The 15105-nt window shown below is 73.3% G+C and carries 17 protein-coding genes; 8 read left to right on the plus strand and 9 right to left on the minus strand.

The genetic code is table 11. The features are described 5' to 3' along the window. Positions 1 to 16: 16 nt before the first annotated feature. Genes BN159_RS27600 through BN159_RS27635 form a run of 8 tightly spaced genes read right to left on the minus strand, consistent with a single transcriptional unit; the run spans position 17 to position 9198 of the window. On the minus strand, positions 17 to 1111 hold the full coding sequence (locus BN159_RS27600; protein ID WP_015660298.1) for a GNAT family N-acetyltransferase: 1095 nt from the start codon (positions 1109 to 1111) through the stop codon (positions 17 to 19). After that, positions 1108 to 1761, minus strand: coding sequence for a YveK family protein (locus BN159_RS27605; RefSeq protein ID WP_015660299.1), 654 nt, complete (start codon positions 1759 to 1761; stop codon positions 1108 to 1110). Before BN159_RS27605 ends, BN159_RS27600 begins: the two co-directional genes overlap by 4 nt. Then, positions 1758 to 2903 (minus strand): glycosyltransferase, encoded by a 1146-nt coding sequence (locus BN159_RS27610; RefSeq protein WP_015660300.1) that lies wholly within the window; start codon positions 2901 to 2903, stop codon positions 1758 to 1760. The genes BN159_RS27605 and BN159_RS27610 overlap by 4 nt, the downstream gene beginning before the upstream one ends. Beyond that, entirely contained in the window at positions 2900 to 3658 is a 759-nt protein-coding gene (locus BN159_RS27615) for a polysaccharide deacetylase family protein (RefSeq protein ID WP_015660301.1), read from the minus strand. Before BN159_RS27615 ends, BN159_RS27610 begins: the two co-directional genes overlap by 4 nt. After that, positions 3642 to 5309, minus strand: coding sequence for a murein biosynthesis integral membrane protein MurJ (gene murJ / locus BN159_RS27620; protein WP_015660302.1), 1668 nt, complete (start codon positions 5307 to 5309; stop codon positions 3642 to 3644). The genes BN159_RS27615 and murJ overlap by 17 nt, the downstream gene beginning before the upstream one ends. Further along, entirely contained in the window at positions 5306 to 6610 is a 1305-nt protein-coding gene (locus tag BN159_RS27625; RefSeq protein WP_015660303.1) for an O-antigen ligase family protein, read from the minus strand. The genes murJ and BN159_RS27625 overlap by 4 nt, the downstream gene beginning before the upstream one ends. A gap of 3 nt (positions 6611 to 6613) precedes the next feature. Next, on the minus strand, positions 6614 to 8041 hold the full coding sequence (locus tag BN159_RS27630) for an exopolysaccharide biosynthesis polyprenyl glycosylphosphotransferase (protein WP_015660304.1): 1428 nt from the start codon (positions 8039 to 8041) through the stop codon (positions 6614 to 6616). Continuing rightward, positions 8038 to 9198: a glycosyltransferase gene (locus tag BN159_RS27635; protein ID WP_015660305.1), complete on the minus strand. Its 1161-nt coding sequence runs from the start codon at positions 9196 to 9198 to the stop codon at positions 8038 to 8040. The genes BN159_RS27630 and BN159_RS27635 overlap by 4 nt, the downstream gene beginning before the upstream one ends. Before the next feature lie 420 nt (positions 9199 to 9618). Between BN159_RS27635 and chpG the strand changes: the two genes are divergently transcribed. The 8 genes from chpG to BN159_RS27675 all read left to right on the plus strand — a co-directional run bounded on the left by chpG (position 9619) and on the right by BN159_RS27675 (position 14698). Next, positions 9619 to 9858, plus strand: coding sequence for a chaplin ChpG (gene chpG / locus BN159_RS27640; RefSeq protein ID WP_015660306.1), 240 nt, complete (start codon positions 9619 to 9621; stop codon positions 9856 to 9858). 249 nt (positions 9859 to 10107) lie between these two features. Beyond that, on the plus strand, positions 10108 to 10869 hold the full coding sequence (locus BN159_RS27645) for a hypothetical protein (protein WP_015660307.1): 762 nt from the start codon (positions 10108 to 10110) through the stop codon (positions 10867 to 10869). A gap of 177 nt (positions 10870 to 11046) precedes the next feature. Beyond that, positions 11047 to 11334, plus strand: a complete 288-nt coding sequence (locus tag BN159_RS27650) for a hypothetical protein (RefSeq protein ID WP_015660308.1) — start codon at positions 11047 to 11049, stop codon at positions 11332 to 11334. A gap of 180 nt (positions 11335 to 11514) precedes the next feature. Continuing rightward, a complete protein-coding gene (locus BN159_RS27655) occupies positions 11515 to 12012 on the plus strand; it encodes a DUF5949 family protein (protein WP_015660309.1) in 498 nt (165 codons plus the stop codon). Next, positions 12012 to 12617, plus strand: a complete 606-nt coding sequence (locus BN159_RS27660; protein ID WP_015660310.1) for a vitamin K epoxide reductase family protein — start codon at positions 12012 to 12014, stop codon at positions 12615 to 12617. Before BN159_RS27655 ends, BN159_RS27660 begins: the two co-directional genes overlap by 1 nt. 117 nt (positions 12618 to 12734) lie before the next feature. After that, positions 12735 to 13247: a hypothetical protein gene (locus BN159_RS27665; protein ID WP_015660311.1), complete on the plus strand. Its 513-nt coding sequence runs from the start codon at positions 12735 to 12737 to the stop codon at positions 13245 to 13247. A gap of 130 nt (positions 13248 to 13377) precedes the next feature. Continuing rightward, complete coding sequence (locus tag BN159_RS27670; protein WP_015660312.1) at positions 13378 to 13848, plus strand: tyrosinase family oxidase copper chaperone; 471 nt, start codon at positions 13378 to 13380, stop codon at positions 13846 to 13848. After that, positions 13832 to 14698 carry a tyrosinase family protein gene (locus BN159_RS27675; RefSeq protein ID WP_015660313.1) on the plus strand — a complete coding sequence of 289 codons (867 nt, stop codon included), beginning with the start codon at positions 13832 to 13834 and terminating at the stop codon, positions 14696 to 14698. Before BN159_RS27670 ends, BN159_RS27675 begins: the two co-directional genes overlap by 17 nt. 98 nt (positions 14699 to 14796) lie before the next feature. On the opposite strand, the gene BN159_RS27680 is transcribed toward BN159_RS27675, so the two are convergent. Then, entirely contained in the window at positions 14797 to 15093 is a 297-nt protein-coding gene (locus BN159_RS27680) for a chaplin (RefSeq protein WP_015660314.1), read from the minus strand. Positions 15094 to 15105: the final 12 nt, after the last annotated feature.

The following is a 15105-nucleotide window of genomic DNA, read 5'->3' on the forward strand; positions in this document are numbered from 1 at the left end:
GGTGGCGGCAGGTCCCTCAGGGCCTGTCGCCACGGTCGCGCTCCTTTCGGCGGCGCAGCAGTTCCTTGCCGTACCGCCGGGCGTGCGCGTGGCACACCGCGGCCGCGAGCAGCGGGGCGGTGCGCCGACGGGCCAGCAACAGCCGCCGGTTCTCGACCGGTTCGGGCCGCCAGTGCTGCTTGTACGGCTCGTTCCCGCGCAGCAGGCTCAGGGTGCCCCGGGCGTGCCCGGCGCACGCGTCGAGCAGCATCACCGCCACGTCCGCCTTGCGTTCCCGCAGACACGGATGGGCGCCGTACAGGTAACCGCCCGTCAGGCGTCGGGACAGCAGGGTCAGGTCGACGGCGACCACGTCGTCGTCCAGCCGGAACTCGGTGACGACCGCGTCGCCGGACGCCACCATCGGCCCGACCGCGCGCACCAGATGGTCGCCGAAGCGGGGACGCAGATGCTCGGAGGTCACCTTGCGGTCCTGCCACTGGAGTTGATGCAGTTCCAGCAGCCGCCGCAGTGCCTTGTCGACCTCGGCCGGTTCGACAATGTGCCGTTCGATGCCGAGCGCGGACAGCTTGCGGAGTTTGGCGCGTACCCGCTGCTGGGCCTTGGTGGACGGCAGCCGGGCGATCAGCTCGGGCAGCGGGGCCGCGGGCAGCTCCAGGCAGAGCGAGTCCGGCACCCGGTGGCGCGGGCCGGACCAGCGGTCGTAGATGCGTTCGGCCGCGCTGCCCGGACGGACCTCGCGCAGGTCGATCAGCGCGGTGCGGGCGGCCGCCGCGAGGCCCGCGGTGAGTGCGGCCTCCGCCGTCTCGCCCCGCTCGTCGTCCAGCAGGACGTCGCCGTAGTCCGAGATCGCCCCGCCGAGCGGCACCAGCGAGGGCACCGGTCGGCGCACCCTCATCAGCGGGGCGGCAGCGAGGAGTCGGCCCCGGTCGTCGCGGGCCAGGATCAGGCGGAGCCGGCCGGGAGTGCCGTACGAGCGCCACCAGGAGTGCAGCCAGGGGTGGCTCTGGAAGGGGGTTGCCGTGGCGCAACTGCCGTACAGCCGCGCCCAGTCGGGGGCGAGGGCGGCGAAGGCGGCCTCGTCGGTGACGAGTTCCGTCGAGTACGTCACAGCTGCCCGTGAACGTCGGCGGCGGGGGCCGGTCCCGGTACGGCGGGGCGGCCGTGGCCGTCGGCGGACCGGCGGGGCCGGACCAGCAGCACCAGGCCGCCGAGCAGGCCGCCCGCGCTGGCACCGACCAGGCCGGTGACCGTGGGGGAGGCGGAGGAGGGCTCGGTGGGCTCGGTGGCGCGGGCGAACTGCTGGAGCTCGATGTGGGTGGCCTTCTCGGAGTCGGCCGCGTGCCGGGTCAGGGCGCGGGCGACGGCGTTGGCCATGTCGGCGGCGAGGTCGGCGCGCCCGGAGGTGGCGGTGACAGCGACCATCGGGGCGTCCGGGGAGGTCGCGGTCCGCACGCTCTCCTTCAGCGTCGACACCGGCACGCCCGCCCACACCTGGGCGTCCCCGAGCACCGCGACCTGGGTGGCGACCCGGCCGTAGGCCTGGGCGAAGCCGAGCGCGGCGGTCGGGTCGGACTTCTCGTTCGGTACGGCGACCACGTAGCTGGTGGCCGTGTAGCTCGGCGGCTTGAGCACGCCGTAGGCGCCGCCGAGGAGTCCGCCGGCCAGGGCGCCGGCCGTGATCAGGGACCAGGGCGGCAGGGCCCTGGCGCGGGCCAGTGGGGTGGTCGGGCGGCGTGGTCCGGTGGGGTTCTCGGTCATGAGGAGCTGACTTTCTGGGGTGACGGGGACGGGACGGTGATGGCGGCGTACACGTCCATCAGGCGGTCGGCGCTGCGGGTGATGCCGTAGCGCAGGGCGGCCTCGGGCGCGGAGCGCGGGCGAGGGGCCGCGGCGCGGGTGGCGGCGATGGCGCGGGCGAACTCCTCGGGGCCGCCGCGGACCTGGCGGGCGCCCGGCGCGGTGTGCGCGGGGAGGTCCTCGATCGCGGGGCAGGAGGCGTAGAGCACGGGGAGTCCGCAGGCCAGCGCCTCCACGACGGCGAGTCCGAAGGCCTCCTCGGGGGACGGGGAGGCGAAGACGTCCATGGCGGCGGTGAGGGAGGGCAGGTCGGGGCCGGGGGAGCCGTCCGGGACGTAGGGGCGTTCGCCGGTGAACAGGACCCGGTCGGCGACGCCCGCCTCGTGCGCGGTGCGCCTGAGGACGCTCTCCTCGGGGCCGCCGCCGACCAGCAGCAGCCAGTGGTCGTGGGGGAGTTGAGCCAGGGCCTGGACGAGGGTGCCGAAGGATTTGCCCGCGGTGAGGCGGCCGATGCCGCCGATGACGTAGGCGTCCTCGGGCAGGCCGAGACGGCGGCGGGTGCGCAGCCGCTGCGCCGGGTCGAAGCGGAAGCGGTCCAGGTCGATGCCGTTGGGGACGACCTCGATCCGGGGTGAGGGCACGCCCCAGCGCTTCAGGCGGTCGGCGACCGTCGGGGAGACGGCCACCGTCATCCGGCCGAGCCGCTCGCCCGCGAGGTACAGGGCGCGCACCCCCGTGCCGAGCCGTCGGCCCTCCATCTGCGAGTCGCCGAGGGAGTGCTCGGTGGCGACGACGGCCCTGACCCCGGCCATGCGGGCGGCGAGGCGGCCGTAGAGACAGGCGCGGTAGAGGTGGGTGTGGACCAGGTCGTAGCCGCCGGTGCGGATCAGGCGGATGAGGCGGGGGAGGGCGGCGAGGTCGCGGTTGCCCGCCATGCCGAGGTGCACGACCCGCACCCCGTCGGCGGCGAGGCCGTCGGCGACCGAGCCCGGGTTGGTGAGCGTGACGACATCGCAGTCGACCGGCAAGTGTCTGAGCAGCAGCCGCAGTTGCTGCTCGGCGCCGCCGACGCCGAGGCCGGTGATGATGTGCAGCGCCTTCATCGCAACCCCGCCACGGGACGTCGGCGCAGCCGGTGCAGGCGGTGCTTGAGATAGAGGCGTACGGCGGTGTCGTTCTGGCCGACGTGGACGCGGGGGAGGGCGTGCGGGGAGGTGAGTGGGCCGGGGTCGATCGCGCAGGCGTAGGTGTATCCGGCCGCGCGGACCGCGGCGACGGCGCGGGCGTCCACCGTGCCGTAGGGGTAGCAGAAGCCGTTGACCGGAGCACTGATCAAATCCGAGAGCACTGCTCTGCTCCGGGCGGTCTCGGCGTGCAGCAGGTCGTCGTCGGCCTTCGTCAGGTCCGCATGGGTCAGTCCGTGCGAGCCGATCTCCACCCCGGCCGCGGCGGCGTGCCGGATGCCGTCGGCGGTCAGGAGGGGTTTGCGCGGGCCCAGCGGGTCCCAGGCGTTGTCGCCGCCGAGCCTGCCGGGCAGGACGAAGAGCGTGGCGCCGCAGCCGTGGCGGCGCAGCACCGGCAGGGCGTGGTCGAGGAAGTCGGCGTAGCCGTCGTCGAAGGTGAGCCCGACCAGACCGCGCCCCTCGCCCCGGGCGCGGGCGGCGAGCAGTTCGGCCATGGACACGCCCCTGAGGCCACGGCGGCGCAGCCGGCCGAGCTGATCGTCGAGGCGCTCGGGGGTGACGGTGATCCGGTAGGGGTCGTCCGAGCAGTCACCCACGGAGTGGTACATCGCCACCCACGGGACCGGACCTGGGCGGGGCCCGGGGCGCGGGCCGGTGTCAACGGAAACGGACATGGCGGAGCCTTTGCGTGACGGTGCGTACGGAGTGCAGTGCGGGGGCCAGGCCCTGGGCGTTCATGAGCAGGCCGAGCAGGAGGAACACGCCGGTGACGGTGGCCGCACCGGCGGCGAGACCGGACAAGGGAGTGTCGAGGCGGGCGGCGACCAGGGAACCGGCCACCGTCGCGAGCGCCGCGGCCCGGACCGGCTTGCTCAGTTCGTGCAGCACCCGCCGGGTGTGCACCGGGACCGCGCGGCGGCGCATCCCGGCGAGGAGCAGGACGGCGGTGACGGTGATGCCGGCGGCGTTGGCGGCGGCGATGCCGTGCACGCCCCAGGGGCGTACCGTCGCCACGCCGATCCAGGTGGTGGCGATGATGCCGACGGCCATCGTGGCGATCGGGTACCAGGTGGGGCGGCCCGCCGAGAAGTAGGAGCGGATCAGCGCGCCGACCAGGGTCTGGCCGAGCAGCCCGAGGGCGTAGACGCGCATCACTCCGGCCGTGGCGGCGGTGTCCCGCTCGGTGAACGCGCCGCGCTGGAAGAGCAGTTCGATGATCTGCGGGGCGCAGGCGATGACCGTGGCGGCGCCGAGCAGCACCACGCAGGCGGCCATCGCCAGATCGCGCTCCACGCGGGCGCGGGCCAGGTCGGTGTCGCCCTCGGCCATCGCGCGCGCCACCATCGGGAAGGTGACCGTGCACAGCATCAGCGAGAGCGTCATGGGGATCTGGGCGACCTTCTGCGCGTAGTTCAGATGCGAGATGGAGCCGGCGGGCAGCCCGGAGGCGAGGAACCGCTCGATGAGGACCTGGGACTGCCGGCACAGCGCGAACAGCAGCACGGTCACGACGAGCGCGAGGGTCACGGCCTGTCCGTCGGCGGGGGCCGAGTCCTCCTGAGCCGCAGCCGCCTTGCGGCGCAACCGCCCGAGCACGGACGGCAGTTGGACGGCAACCATCAGGGCGCCGCCCACCGCCACGCCCACCGCCGCCGACCGCACCCCCCAGTGCCCGCCGAGGACGAACATCGTCGTGATGATGCCGGTGTTGTACGCCACGTAGATCGCGGCCGGTACCAGGAAGCGCCGGTGGGCCCGCAGGACCGCGCTGAAGTACCCGGCGAGCCCGAAGCTCAGTACGCAGGTCGCGGTCAGCCGGGTGCAGTCGACGGCGAGGGCGGGGTCGGGCAGGCCGGGCGCGAGGGCCTCGACCAGGTAGGGGGCGGTGCCGACGGCCAGTGCGGCGGCGCCGATCAGGGTGAGGGCCAGCTTGGGCAGCGTGGTGGCGACCAGCGCGCGCACCGGGTCACCGGGGGCGCCCTGGGCGCGGCGGGCCAGCGCCAGGCTGAACGCAGGGACCAGCGCGAAGGCGAGGCCGTCCTCGATCAGCAGGGTCGAGGCGAACTCCGGCACGGTCCACGCGACGAGGAAGGCGTCCGTCTCGCTCCCCGCCCCGAACAGCCGGGCCAGCGCCTGGTCACGGGCCAGCCCCAGCAGGGCGCCGGCGATCGACAGCACCGCGGTGACGAGGGTGGCGCGGGCCAGGAACTTCCGGGAGACAGGGGCGAGTTCTCTACGGTGCCGGCCCCGGCCGCGGTCACCGGAGTGCGCCGAAGGCAGCGTCGCCGAGCCGTCGGCGCCGGTCCGTGGAGGCGTCACCGTCATCGGGGCGTGGCCTCCCCGGGGCTCGGGGCAAGCGCCCACCACGCCACGAGGCCCAGGCAGACCGCGGTCAGCACGGTCGAGGGGCCGCCGATGTCGGCGTAGGCGAAGTCCGTGAGCTGCCACACCAGCAGCCCGCAGGCGACGAGCCCGCAGTCCTCAAGACCCAGCCCCTTCTGCCGCACCCGGACGAGTCGGCGCACTCCGCACACCAGCAGCGCCAGCCAGCCGCCCGCGAGTGCCAGCAGGCCGATCAGGCCCTGTTCGGCGAGGACGAGCAGATACATGTTGTGCGGGGAGAGCAGTGGCTGCCGGACGAACGCCGCTCCGGCGCCCTCGGTGTCGCTGCCGGCGGACAGGGCGAGCGAGGCGTGTGCGTCCCGGTGCTCGGGGAAGCCCTTCAACCCCACGCCGGTCAGCGGCTGTTCGCGCCACATGCCGAGGGCGGCGGCCCACATGCTGTACCGGTCGGTGACGGACTGGTCGGGTGCGGCGGTGACCTGGGTGATGCTGCTGATCCGCTCCTGGAGCATGGCTGTGCCGACGCCGAACCCGCCGACCAGAATCACGGCCGCCGCGGTCAGCGTCGCGGCCACCTTGAGCGCCCGCCGCAGCCCGCCGAGGACCAGCTGGACCGCGCAGGTCACCGCGGTCGCGATCCAGGCGCCCCGGCTGAAGGACAGTGCGAGCGGCAGGAGGAGGGCGAGGGCGCAGACGGCGGCGATCGCCCGCTGCCGTACCGGAGTGCTGCCGAGGGCCAGGCCCACCGCGCAGACCACCCCGAAGGAGACGACGGTCGCCATCCCCATCACGTCCTGCGCCCCGAAGGTGCCGACCGCGCGGATCGGCTCGCCCTGGTAGGAGGCGCCGGTCCCGGTGACGTACTGGTGGACGCCGACGGCGCCCTGCCAGCCCGCGAGGGCGACCAGCGACCAGGCCAGCAGCCGGAAGTCGGCCCCGTCCCGGACCAGCAGCAGTACGGCCGCCGGGACCAGCACGAACACCTGGAGATAGCGGCCCATGCCGGTGAGCCCGGCGCCGGGCGAGTCCGCGCCCACCGCCGCGACCGCGAGACCCAGCACGGGCAGGGCCAGCACCACGGCCGCCGTCCGGGACAGGGGGCGCCGCCGGTCCCGTACGACCCGGATCGCGCAGTAGAGGACGGCCAGCGCGGAGAGCGCGTCGGCCGGGCCCGCGCCGCCCTCGCCGCCGGGGGCGACCGGCAGCGCGAGCAGGGCCACGACGGCCACGATCGGGAGCACCGGGGAGAGGATGCGGGGCGGGGCGAGGGCGAGGCTCGTCATCGGTCAGCTCCCCGTCGGACGCACGAGCGAGGCCGCCGTGCGCAGCAGGATGCAGATGTCCTGCCACAGCGACCAGTTGTCGATATAGGCGTTGTCGAACCGCGCCCGGTCCTCGATGGAGGTGTCGCCGCGCAGCCCCTGGATCTGGGCCAGCCCGGTGATGCCGGTCTGCATCCGGTGGCGGGCCGCGTAGCCGGGGTAGGTCTGGCTGAACTTCGCGACGAAGTAAGGGCGTTCGGGGCGCGGGCCGACCAGGCTCATATCGCCCCACAGCACGTTCCACAGCTGGAGCAGCTCGTCCAGCGAACTGCGGCGCAGGAAGCGGCAGAACCACGACATGCGCACCTCGTCGGCCACGCTCCAGCGGGTCGCCGACTCGTGCTCGTCGACCGGGCGGTGGGTACGGAACTTCAGCAGGGTGAAGGGGCGCCCGTCCTTGCCGATGCGCTCCTGCCGGAAGACCACACCGGGTCCGTCGGTCAGCCGCAGTACTACGGCGCACACCAGCAGCAGCGGGCTGACCAGCAGCAACAGCGTCCCGGACACGGTCACGTCGAGCAGTCGCTTGCCCACGCTGCCGCGCCGCCGGGCCGTCCCCATGTCCAGCCGTCGGCAGGCGAACCCGGCGAGCTGGCCGCGGCCGGCGTAGGCCGGGGAGTCCGCGTCGACCTCCCACACCGCGCACCCCGACTCGGCGAGCGCGCGCAGCAACGGCGCCCGCCCGGACCGTACCGACGGATGCACGGCGAGGACGTCGCGGACGCCGTTCTGGATCAGCGCCCGCTCCACCTCCTCGCCGGTGGTCAGCACGGGCAGGCCCTCGGTGCCGTCGGGGTCGTCGGCGACGATGCCCACCGGCCGCACCCCGCACCGCGGATGGCGCAGCACCCCGGCGGCCACCCGCTGCGCGGTCGCGGCCGGGCCGATGACCAGCGCGGCGCGCGGCCGTTGGAGCAGGGCGGTGGTCCGTCGCCGGTGCACCAGCGCGCGCAGCGCGCAGCTCGCCGCGCACTGGACAAGGAAACCGAGCAGCAGGGTGCGCCAGGTGAGCGGTCGGCCCGGGGCGTGCAGGGCGACGGCGGTGGCCAGCGCCAGCCAGGCCACCGTGATCCGGCCGCAGACGGCGGGCAGTTCGTCCAGTACGCCGGTGGTGGGTCGGGGCAGGTGCGGGCGCAGCAGCAGCGAGGCCGCCACCAGCAGCGCGACCAGCAGCGGGCGGCGCTGGGCGCCGGTGAGCGCCAGGGTGCCCAGCAGCGCGGCGACGGTGTCCGCGGCGAGCAGGGGTACGGGGGAGGCGGGACGCGGGCGGGGTCTCCGGGCCGGGAAGCGGAAACCGGCGGCCGGGCCGCGCCGGGGCATGACGGAGACGGGCGAGAAACCGGGATCCCGTGGCTGACCGCCGGGCGGGGGGACGGTGCTGTCGGCAGTCACGAGTGGATGGACTCCCTGTACTCGGAGGGCACTGGGTGTGCCAGCAGGTCGCGGTAGACCTCCGCGACCGCCTCGGCGGTGTGCCGCACGTCGTGCGTGGACAGGACGTGCCGGCGCCCCTGGTGGCCGAGGGACTCGCGCAGCAGTGGGTCGCGCAGCAGCTCGGTGACGGCGGCGGCGAGCCGGGCCGGGTCGCGCGGGGGCACCAGGCAGTGCGGCGCGAGGGAGGGCGGCAGGCTCTCCCGGGCACCGTCCACCTCGGTCACCACCACCGGGCGCCCGCACGCCATCGCCTCCAGCGGGGCGAGCGCCATGCCCTCCCAGCGCGAGGGCAGTACGACCAGATCGGCCGCCTGGTACCAGGGGGCGGCGTCGGCGACGGCCCCCGCGAACAGCACCGACTTCGGCGCCCTGGCTCGCAGCGGGCCGCCGTCGGGACCGTCGCCGACCAGCACGAGACGGGCCCCGGGCACCTGTTCCGTCACCGTGGCCCAGGCCCGCAGCAGCACGTCCTGGCCCTTCTGCCGGCACAGCCGTCCGACGCACACCACCAGCGGTGCGGCGGGGTCGAGGTCCGGCAGCAGCCCGGCGCGTACGGTGCCGACGGCGGCGGGGTGGAAGCGCTCGGGGTCGATGCCGTTGGGGATCACCGTGTACCGGCCGTGGATCCCGGCGCGTACCCCGGTCAGCCGCTCCGCCTCGCTCACGCACACCACTCGTGCGGCCCAACGTGCCGACCTGCGCTCCCAGTTGAGCGCCAATGCCGCCATGGCACCGCCGACCGCCTCGAACGACCAGGCGTGCGGCTGGAAGACCGTCGGGATCCGCCCCCGCACCGCGAGCCGCCCGGCCAGACCGGCCTTGGCGCTGTGCGCGTGCACCAGATCGGGCCGTACGTCCTCGATCAGCCGGGTGAGCAGCCGCACCTCTCGAACGAGTGTCGGGCCCGGCGCGCGGGTGGCGGACCAGGCGTGCACCTCGGCGCCGAGCGCCCCCAGTTCCGTGGCCAGGGCGCTGCGTGGACAGGCGACGGTGACGCGGAGACCGGCCGTGAGCTGGGCACGCGCCAGTTCTGTCACGACGCGGGCGACCCCGCCGTCCACGGGCTGGGTCAGATGCAGGACCCGAGGCGGAGGGTCGGTGGCTGACAGATGCATTGCGCGGTTTCCTCGCTCACGGGTGTCGCTCAGGGACGGGCGGGATCGCGCCTCGGCTCCGGGCGTCGACGGCGGCGAAGAGCGCGCCGGTCCACACTGCGTCCCGCTGGGAAACGAGCCGGAAGGTCGGCTGGTCACCGTGCGCGGGCGCGCACTCCGCCGTAGCCGCCCCCCGTTGGCTGGTGGTCTGCTCTTTTCGGAAGGTGCTATTTGCGGGCAATAAGGGCGTTTAGGGAGGTCCGCAACTCTAGTTGCTATCCGTATTAATCCGTTGAAACCTGACAAGTGTGTCGGAATGGTGAAGCCTGACTGTCGGGAGATCACTCCTTTGGCGGCACAACCCCCGTGCGCGTCGCGCGTTGACACAGCGCCGGGCATCCCCGCCCGGGTGTTTGTGACAACCCCAAGGAGCACCTCTCCATGTCCCGTATCGCGAAGGGCCTGGTCCTTACGTCCGTTGCCGCTGCGGCTGTTGCGGGCGGCGCCGGTATCGCTGCCGCCGACGCCGGCGCGGGCGCTGCCGCCGCTCACTCCCCGGGCGTGCTGTCGGGCAACGTCGTCCAGGTCCCGGTTCACATCCCGGTCAACGTCTGCGGCAACACGGTCAACGTGATCGGTCTGCTGAACCCCGCGTTCGGCAACACCTGCGTCAACGACTGACGTCGCCGCGAGACCCTCGCACCGGCCGCCCCTTCGTGGATCCCCACGGAGGGGCGGCCGGTTCTCGTTGCCCCGAATGGGGCATGCGCACGGCGGGTCGGCCGCGTCGCCTTGACATGCCCTCTCATCAGGCATGACGCCCTCGACACGGTGTTCGGGCGGTTACGGTGGGCGTTCGAACGGTTGCAGAGCGCGGCGAGCGCTTTCACGGTGGGCACAAGATCAGACGCACCACCGAAAGGAACACCCATGCGTGCCCTGCCCGCACGGCGTATAGCGGTCTCCGCACTCAGCGCCACCCTCCTGCTCGGAATCGCCGGTCCAGCCGCCGTCGCTGCCGACGACTCCGCCCGTGAGCGCACCCACGCGGCGTCCCATGCGCCCGTCCCCGGCGCGGACGCGCTGCTCGCCCAGGTCAAGTCCCTGGGCGATGTCGGTGGTGTGCTCAGCCCGGTCGCCGAGCTGCTGAACGCCGTCCTCAAGGCCGACAACGGCCAACTGCCCGCCGCGGACGCGCAGAAGCTCGGCCAGGCCGTGAAGGACGCCATCGCCAAGGCCACGGCCGCGGCCCCGGTCGCCCCGCCGGCCGTTGCCGTCCCGGGGACCTCGACGTCGACCTCGACCGCGCCCACGACCCCGGCGACCTCGGCCACGCCCGCCCTTCCGGCGACGCCGACCCTGCCCACGACGCTGCCGACCCTGCCGACGCTCACCAAGAGCGACGACTCCAAGGCGCCGTCCGCCGAACTCCCGGCCGACCTGGTCGCCGACGCCCTGGCCGGTCTCCAGAAGGCGGTCGACGCCCTGCTCACGGCGGTCACCTCCGGCAACGTCGCCGCGGTCCTCCCGGCCGCGACCGCCGTGGTGACCGGTCTGGTCAACCTGGTCGCCGCCACCCTGCTCGGCGGCGGACTGCCCGCCCCGAGCCTGGCCGGACTGCCCGCGCTGCCGAGCCTGCCGGTCGCCACGCCGCAACTCCCGGTCGGCGGTGGGCTGCTGCCCGCGTCGTAGGGAGACCCGAACAGCCGTTGTGCCGGCCGATGCGGTCGGCACAACGGCTATTTCCCTTTTCCTCACGGCTCTCAGAACTCATACGGCTCTCAGGGATCTCATATGAGGATGACGGCCCGGGGTTTCCGCTTCGGAACAAGGTCGTTAGGCACGGCAGTTGCCGAAGAAAGGAACACGATGAAGTCCCTGAAGGCCGCCGCTGTCGTCGCCGGTTCCCTGGTCGTCGCCGGAGCCGCCGCCCCCGCGTTCGCCAACAGCACCGCCGACCTGACGCCCACCAGCCTCAACGGCGCCGTGAACACGCTCACCAGCGGTCGCCTCGCGGCCACCGACGCGCTGCCGCTCCAGCAGCAGTCGAACGCGCTCGACACCGAGAACAAGGACTCCGTACTCAACACCGTCAAGGGCGCCACCGGCGCGCTGAACCAGGGCGGACTGCTCGGCGGACTTCCGCTCCAGAGCTGAATTCCGGTAATTCCGGGGCCGCGAGGGCCGATTCCGTGCCGTACGGAATCGGCCCTCGGTGTGTTCCGGTGGGGCTGTTCGAGGGGTGCGTAACTCGTTCGTGTGGACAGGGCGCGGGGCGTCGCCCGGTCGGGTGAGAAGGGCCCCGGGGGCCTTCCGGGGCGTCGATATGGTCGCGCGGTGACCTCAACCTCAAGCGAAAACCGCGCCTTCAGCGCCGCCGAACTCGGCACGCTCGTCGTGATGGCCTGGAGCGGCGAGGCCCCCGGCGGCGACATGCCCTATCTGCTCGCCTACACCCTCGGCGACGGCACCGCGGGCCCGGAGGGTTCGACCAGGGCCGTCGAAGCGCTCCTGGTGAACAACGGCCTGCCGGTCGGCGGTGAGCTCGTCGACGGCGCGTCCCGGCCCAGCCTCCCGGTCAGCCTGCTCGTCGAATCCGGTCAGGCCGTCGTCAGCATGACCGGCTTCAACGCCCAGTGCAGCCCGCCGCCGGAGTGGCTGGAGGCGGTCGGCGAACGGGGCTTCGCCTACTTCGTGTTCACCACCCGTCCCTGGCCCGAGGCGCAGCCCGGCAAGCCGGTCGACCCGGAGGCGCTGGCCGCGTTCGCCGGTGCCACCGAGACCCTGGACGCCGCCGCGCACGTGGTGCTGCCGGCCCGCAGCCTGCGCGGCTGATGGCCACGACCGCGGGACGGCCCGAGCGGACCGTGGGCGCCGGGTGGGGGTTCGCCCTGCTGCTGGTGCTCACCGGCGCCGCCGGGCTGCTGGCCTCCTGGGTCATCACCATCGACAAGTTCAAGCTGCTGGAGGATCCGGACTTCACTCCCGGATGCAGTCTGAACCCGGTGGTGTCCTGCGGCAGCGTGATGGAGAGCGACCAGGCCGAGGCCTTCGGGTTCCCCAACCCGATGCTGGGCCTGGTCGCCTACGGCGTCGTCATCTGCGTCGGCGTCAGCCTGTGGGCAGGGGCTCGGTTCCCGCGCTGGTACTGGCTCGGCCTCGGGGCGGGCTGTCTGTTCGGCGTCGGGTTCGTGTCCTGGCTCCAGTTCGAGTCGCTGTACCGGATCAACGCCCTGTGCCTGTGGTGCTGTCTGGCCTGGATCGCGACGATCGTCCTCTTCTGGTACGTCGTCTCGCACCTCGTCACCCGTCAACTCCTGCCCGCCCCCGGCTGGTTGGTGACGTTCTTCGACGAGTTCACCTGGGCGGTGGCGGTGCTGCACCTCGGGATCGTCGGGATGCTGATCCTGACCCGCTGGTGGGACTTCTGGACGAGCTGAAAGAACGTAGGTCGTACTACTGCGGCACTCGGGCGAATTGTGCGCTCGTGACGATCCCGGAGTCGTTGTGCGGTACGGACGTCGATCCACCGAACCCTGGAAGGGACCGTAGCCGATATGAAGTCGACCACCCGAGGAACTCTTGTCGCCGTCGTGACCGGCGTCGCGGCCGCGGTTGCCGGCGCCGCCCCCGCCGCCGCGGTCGGCACGGTCCCGGTGCCGGTGCCGCTGGACGGCGTGGAGAAGTCCCTCAACATCGAACTGCCCACGATCGGCGGCGAGGTGCCGGTGCCGATGCCCGGCGCCCCCGAAGGGCCGCGGTACGTCGAGGGCCGGCTCATCCCCGAGCGGGTCATTCCGCAGCTCCCGGTCACCGGCGGACTGCCGGGCCTCGGCCTGCGCACTCCGCTGCCGCAGCTCCTCGGCGACCAGTTCGACCACGTCGGTGTCGACGCCCCGGCCTCCGACCTGCGCACCCTGGCGCCGGGCCTGACCCTGGACGCCCCGCTGACCCCGCCGAACCCGGAGAACTTCGGGCTGCCCGAGCCCAAGCTGCCGCAGGTGGGCCTGCTCGCCCCGGTCCTCCAGACCGTGACGGGCGCCGACCTGACGGCAGGGCCCGGGCTGTAGCCGCGACCCCGCGAGGGCCCGGGGCGCGCGGCGCCGACCGGGCCCTTCGGCTGTCCGGGGTACCTGCGGTGACCGGGAGGACCGCCGAGGGGTTACCGCTACGACAAACCAACTGGATGAGGAGCACATGATGGTCGTGGGTGTCGGTGGCATGGCCGTGGGGACGGAGCCGGGAACGCAAGGGAAGGCGAGAACCGGCCCGGTGCGCGGCGGTCGGCGGGACCTGCTGCGGGGGCTGCTGGTCGCGGCCGGGGCGCTGGCGCTGGCGCCCGTCGTCGCGGCTTCCCGGCCAGGCGCGGTACAGGCTGAGGACAAGCCCGGGGAGCTGGCCTTCGACGAGACCTATCGCGGCCGCCACCTGCGCGGCATCCGCACCTCGGACGTCCGCGGCGGCGCCCCGCAGTGGTACGTCACCGTCGACGGCGTACCTCTGCATCTGATGCGCCGGGCCGACGGCTCCTGGCTGAGCATGATCGACCACTACGCCTCGTACGCCACCCCGCTGGACGCGGCGCGGGGCGCCGTCGACGAACTGGGGCCGGGGCAGCGGCTGCGGGACACCGGGACGGACACGAGGGAACACCATGGCGTACACGCGTAAGGACGTCAGCACGCTGACCCGCACCGAGCGGCGGCGGCTGGTGAAGGCGTTCCTGGAGGTCAAACGGCGGGGCGAGTACGACGAGTTCGTGCGGATGCACATCGAGTACTACGTCTCCGACGGCGAGGGCGGACTGCGTACGGCCCATATGGCGCCCTCCTTCCTGCCCTGGCACCGGCAGTTCCTGCTGGATCTGGAGCGGGCGCTGCGCCGGGTGGACTCCTCGGTGACGCTGCCGTACTGGGACTGGACCAGGAACCGGACCGCCGGTTCCGTGCCCTGGACCGCGGATCTGCTCGGCGGCACCGGGCGGATCACCGACCGGCAGGTGATGACCGGGCCGTTCGCCTACGCGGAGGGCAACTGGACGATCCGGGAGAGCGTCACGGACGGGCGGTTCCTGACCCGGGACCTCGGTCGGCGGCGCGATCCGATCGCGCTGCCGACCAAGAGCGATCTGGAGTGGGCGCTGTCGGACCCGGTCTACGACGCCGGGCCGTGGGACTCCACCGTCCGCAAGGGGTTCCGCAACAAGCTGGAGGGGTGGGGCGCCGGGCGCGGGCCGGTGGCCTGGCGCAACCACAACCGGGTGCACCGCTGGGTCGGCGGGGACATGGTCGGCGGCGCGTCCGTCAACGACCCGGTGTTCTGGCTGCACCACGCCTTCATCGACCTGTGCTGGACGCGCTGGCAGCGGCGGCACCGGGTGCACCGCTACCTCCCGGCGAAGCCGCCCGCGTCCGGGGACGAGCAGCGGGGGCGGATCGTCGCGCGGCACGAGAAGCTGCCGCCGTGGGACGTGACGCCGGACCAGTTGGAGGACGTCAGCCGGATCTACCGGTACGCGTGAGGTCGATCGGCCATGGCGTTTCGTCCATGGCGTTTCGTCCATGGCATGGGGAGAGCCCCGGCGCTCGGAGGTGCCGGGGCTCTTTCCGTACGAGGGTGTCAGTCGCCGTAGCCATTGCCGTGGCCGTGGCCGCCGCCGTGCTTGTCCTTGTGGTCGTCGGCGTTGACGCAGGTGTTGCCGAAGGCCGGGTTCAGCAGGGCGATCACGTTGACGGTGTTCCCGCACAGGTTGACGGGGACGTGGATCGGGACCTGGACGACGTTGCCCGAGGCGACGCCGGGCGAGTGCGCGGCCGTGCCGTCTGCGCCCGCGTCCGCCAGGGCCATTCCGGCCCCGCCGACCACCATGGCACTGGTGCCGACGGCTACAGCGGCTGCCTTCGCGATGCGAGACATCAACTTCTCCTT

The organism is Streptomyces davaonensis JCM 4913, from assembly GCF_000349325.1.
GTDB lineage: Bacteria > Actinomycetota > Actinomycetes > Streptomycetales > Streptomycetaceae > Streptomyces > Streptomyces davaonensis.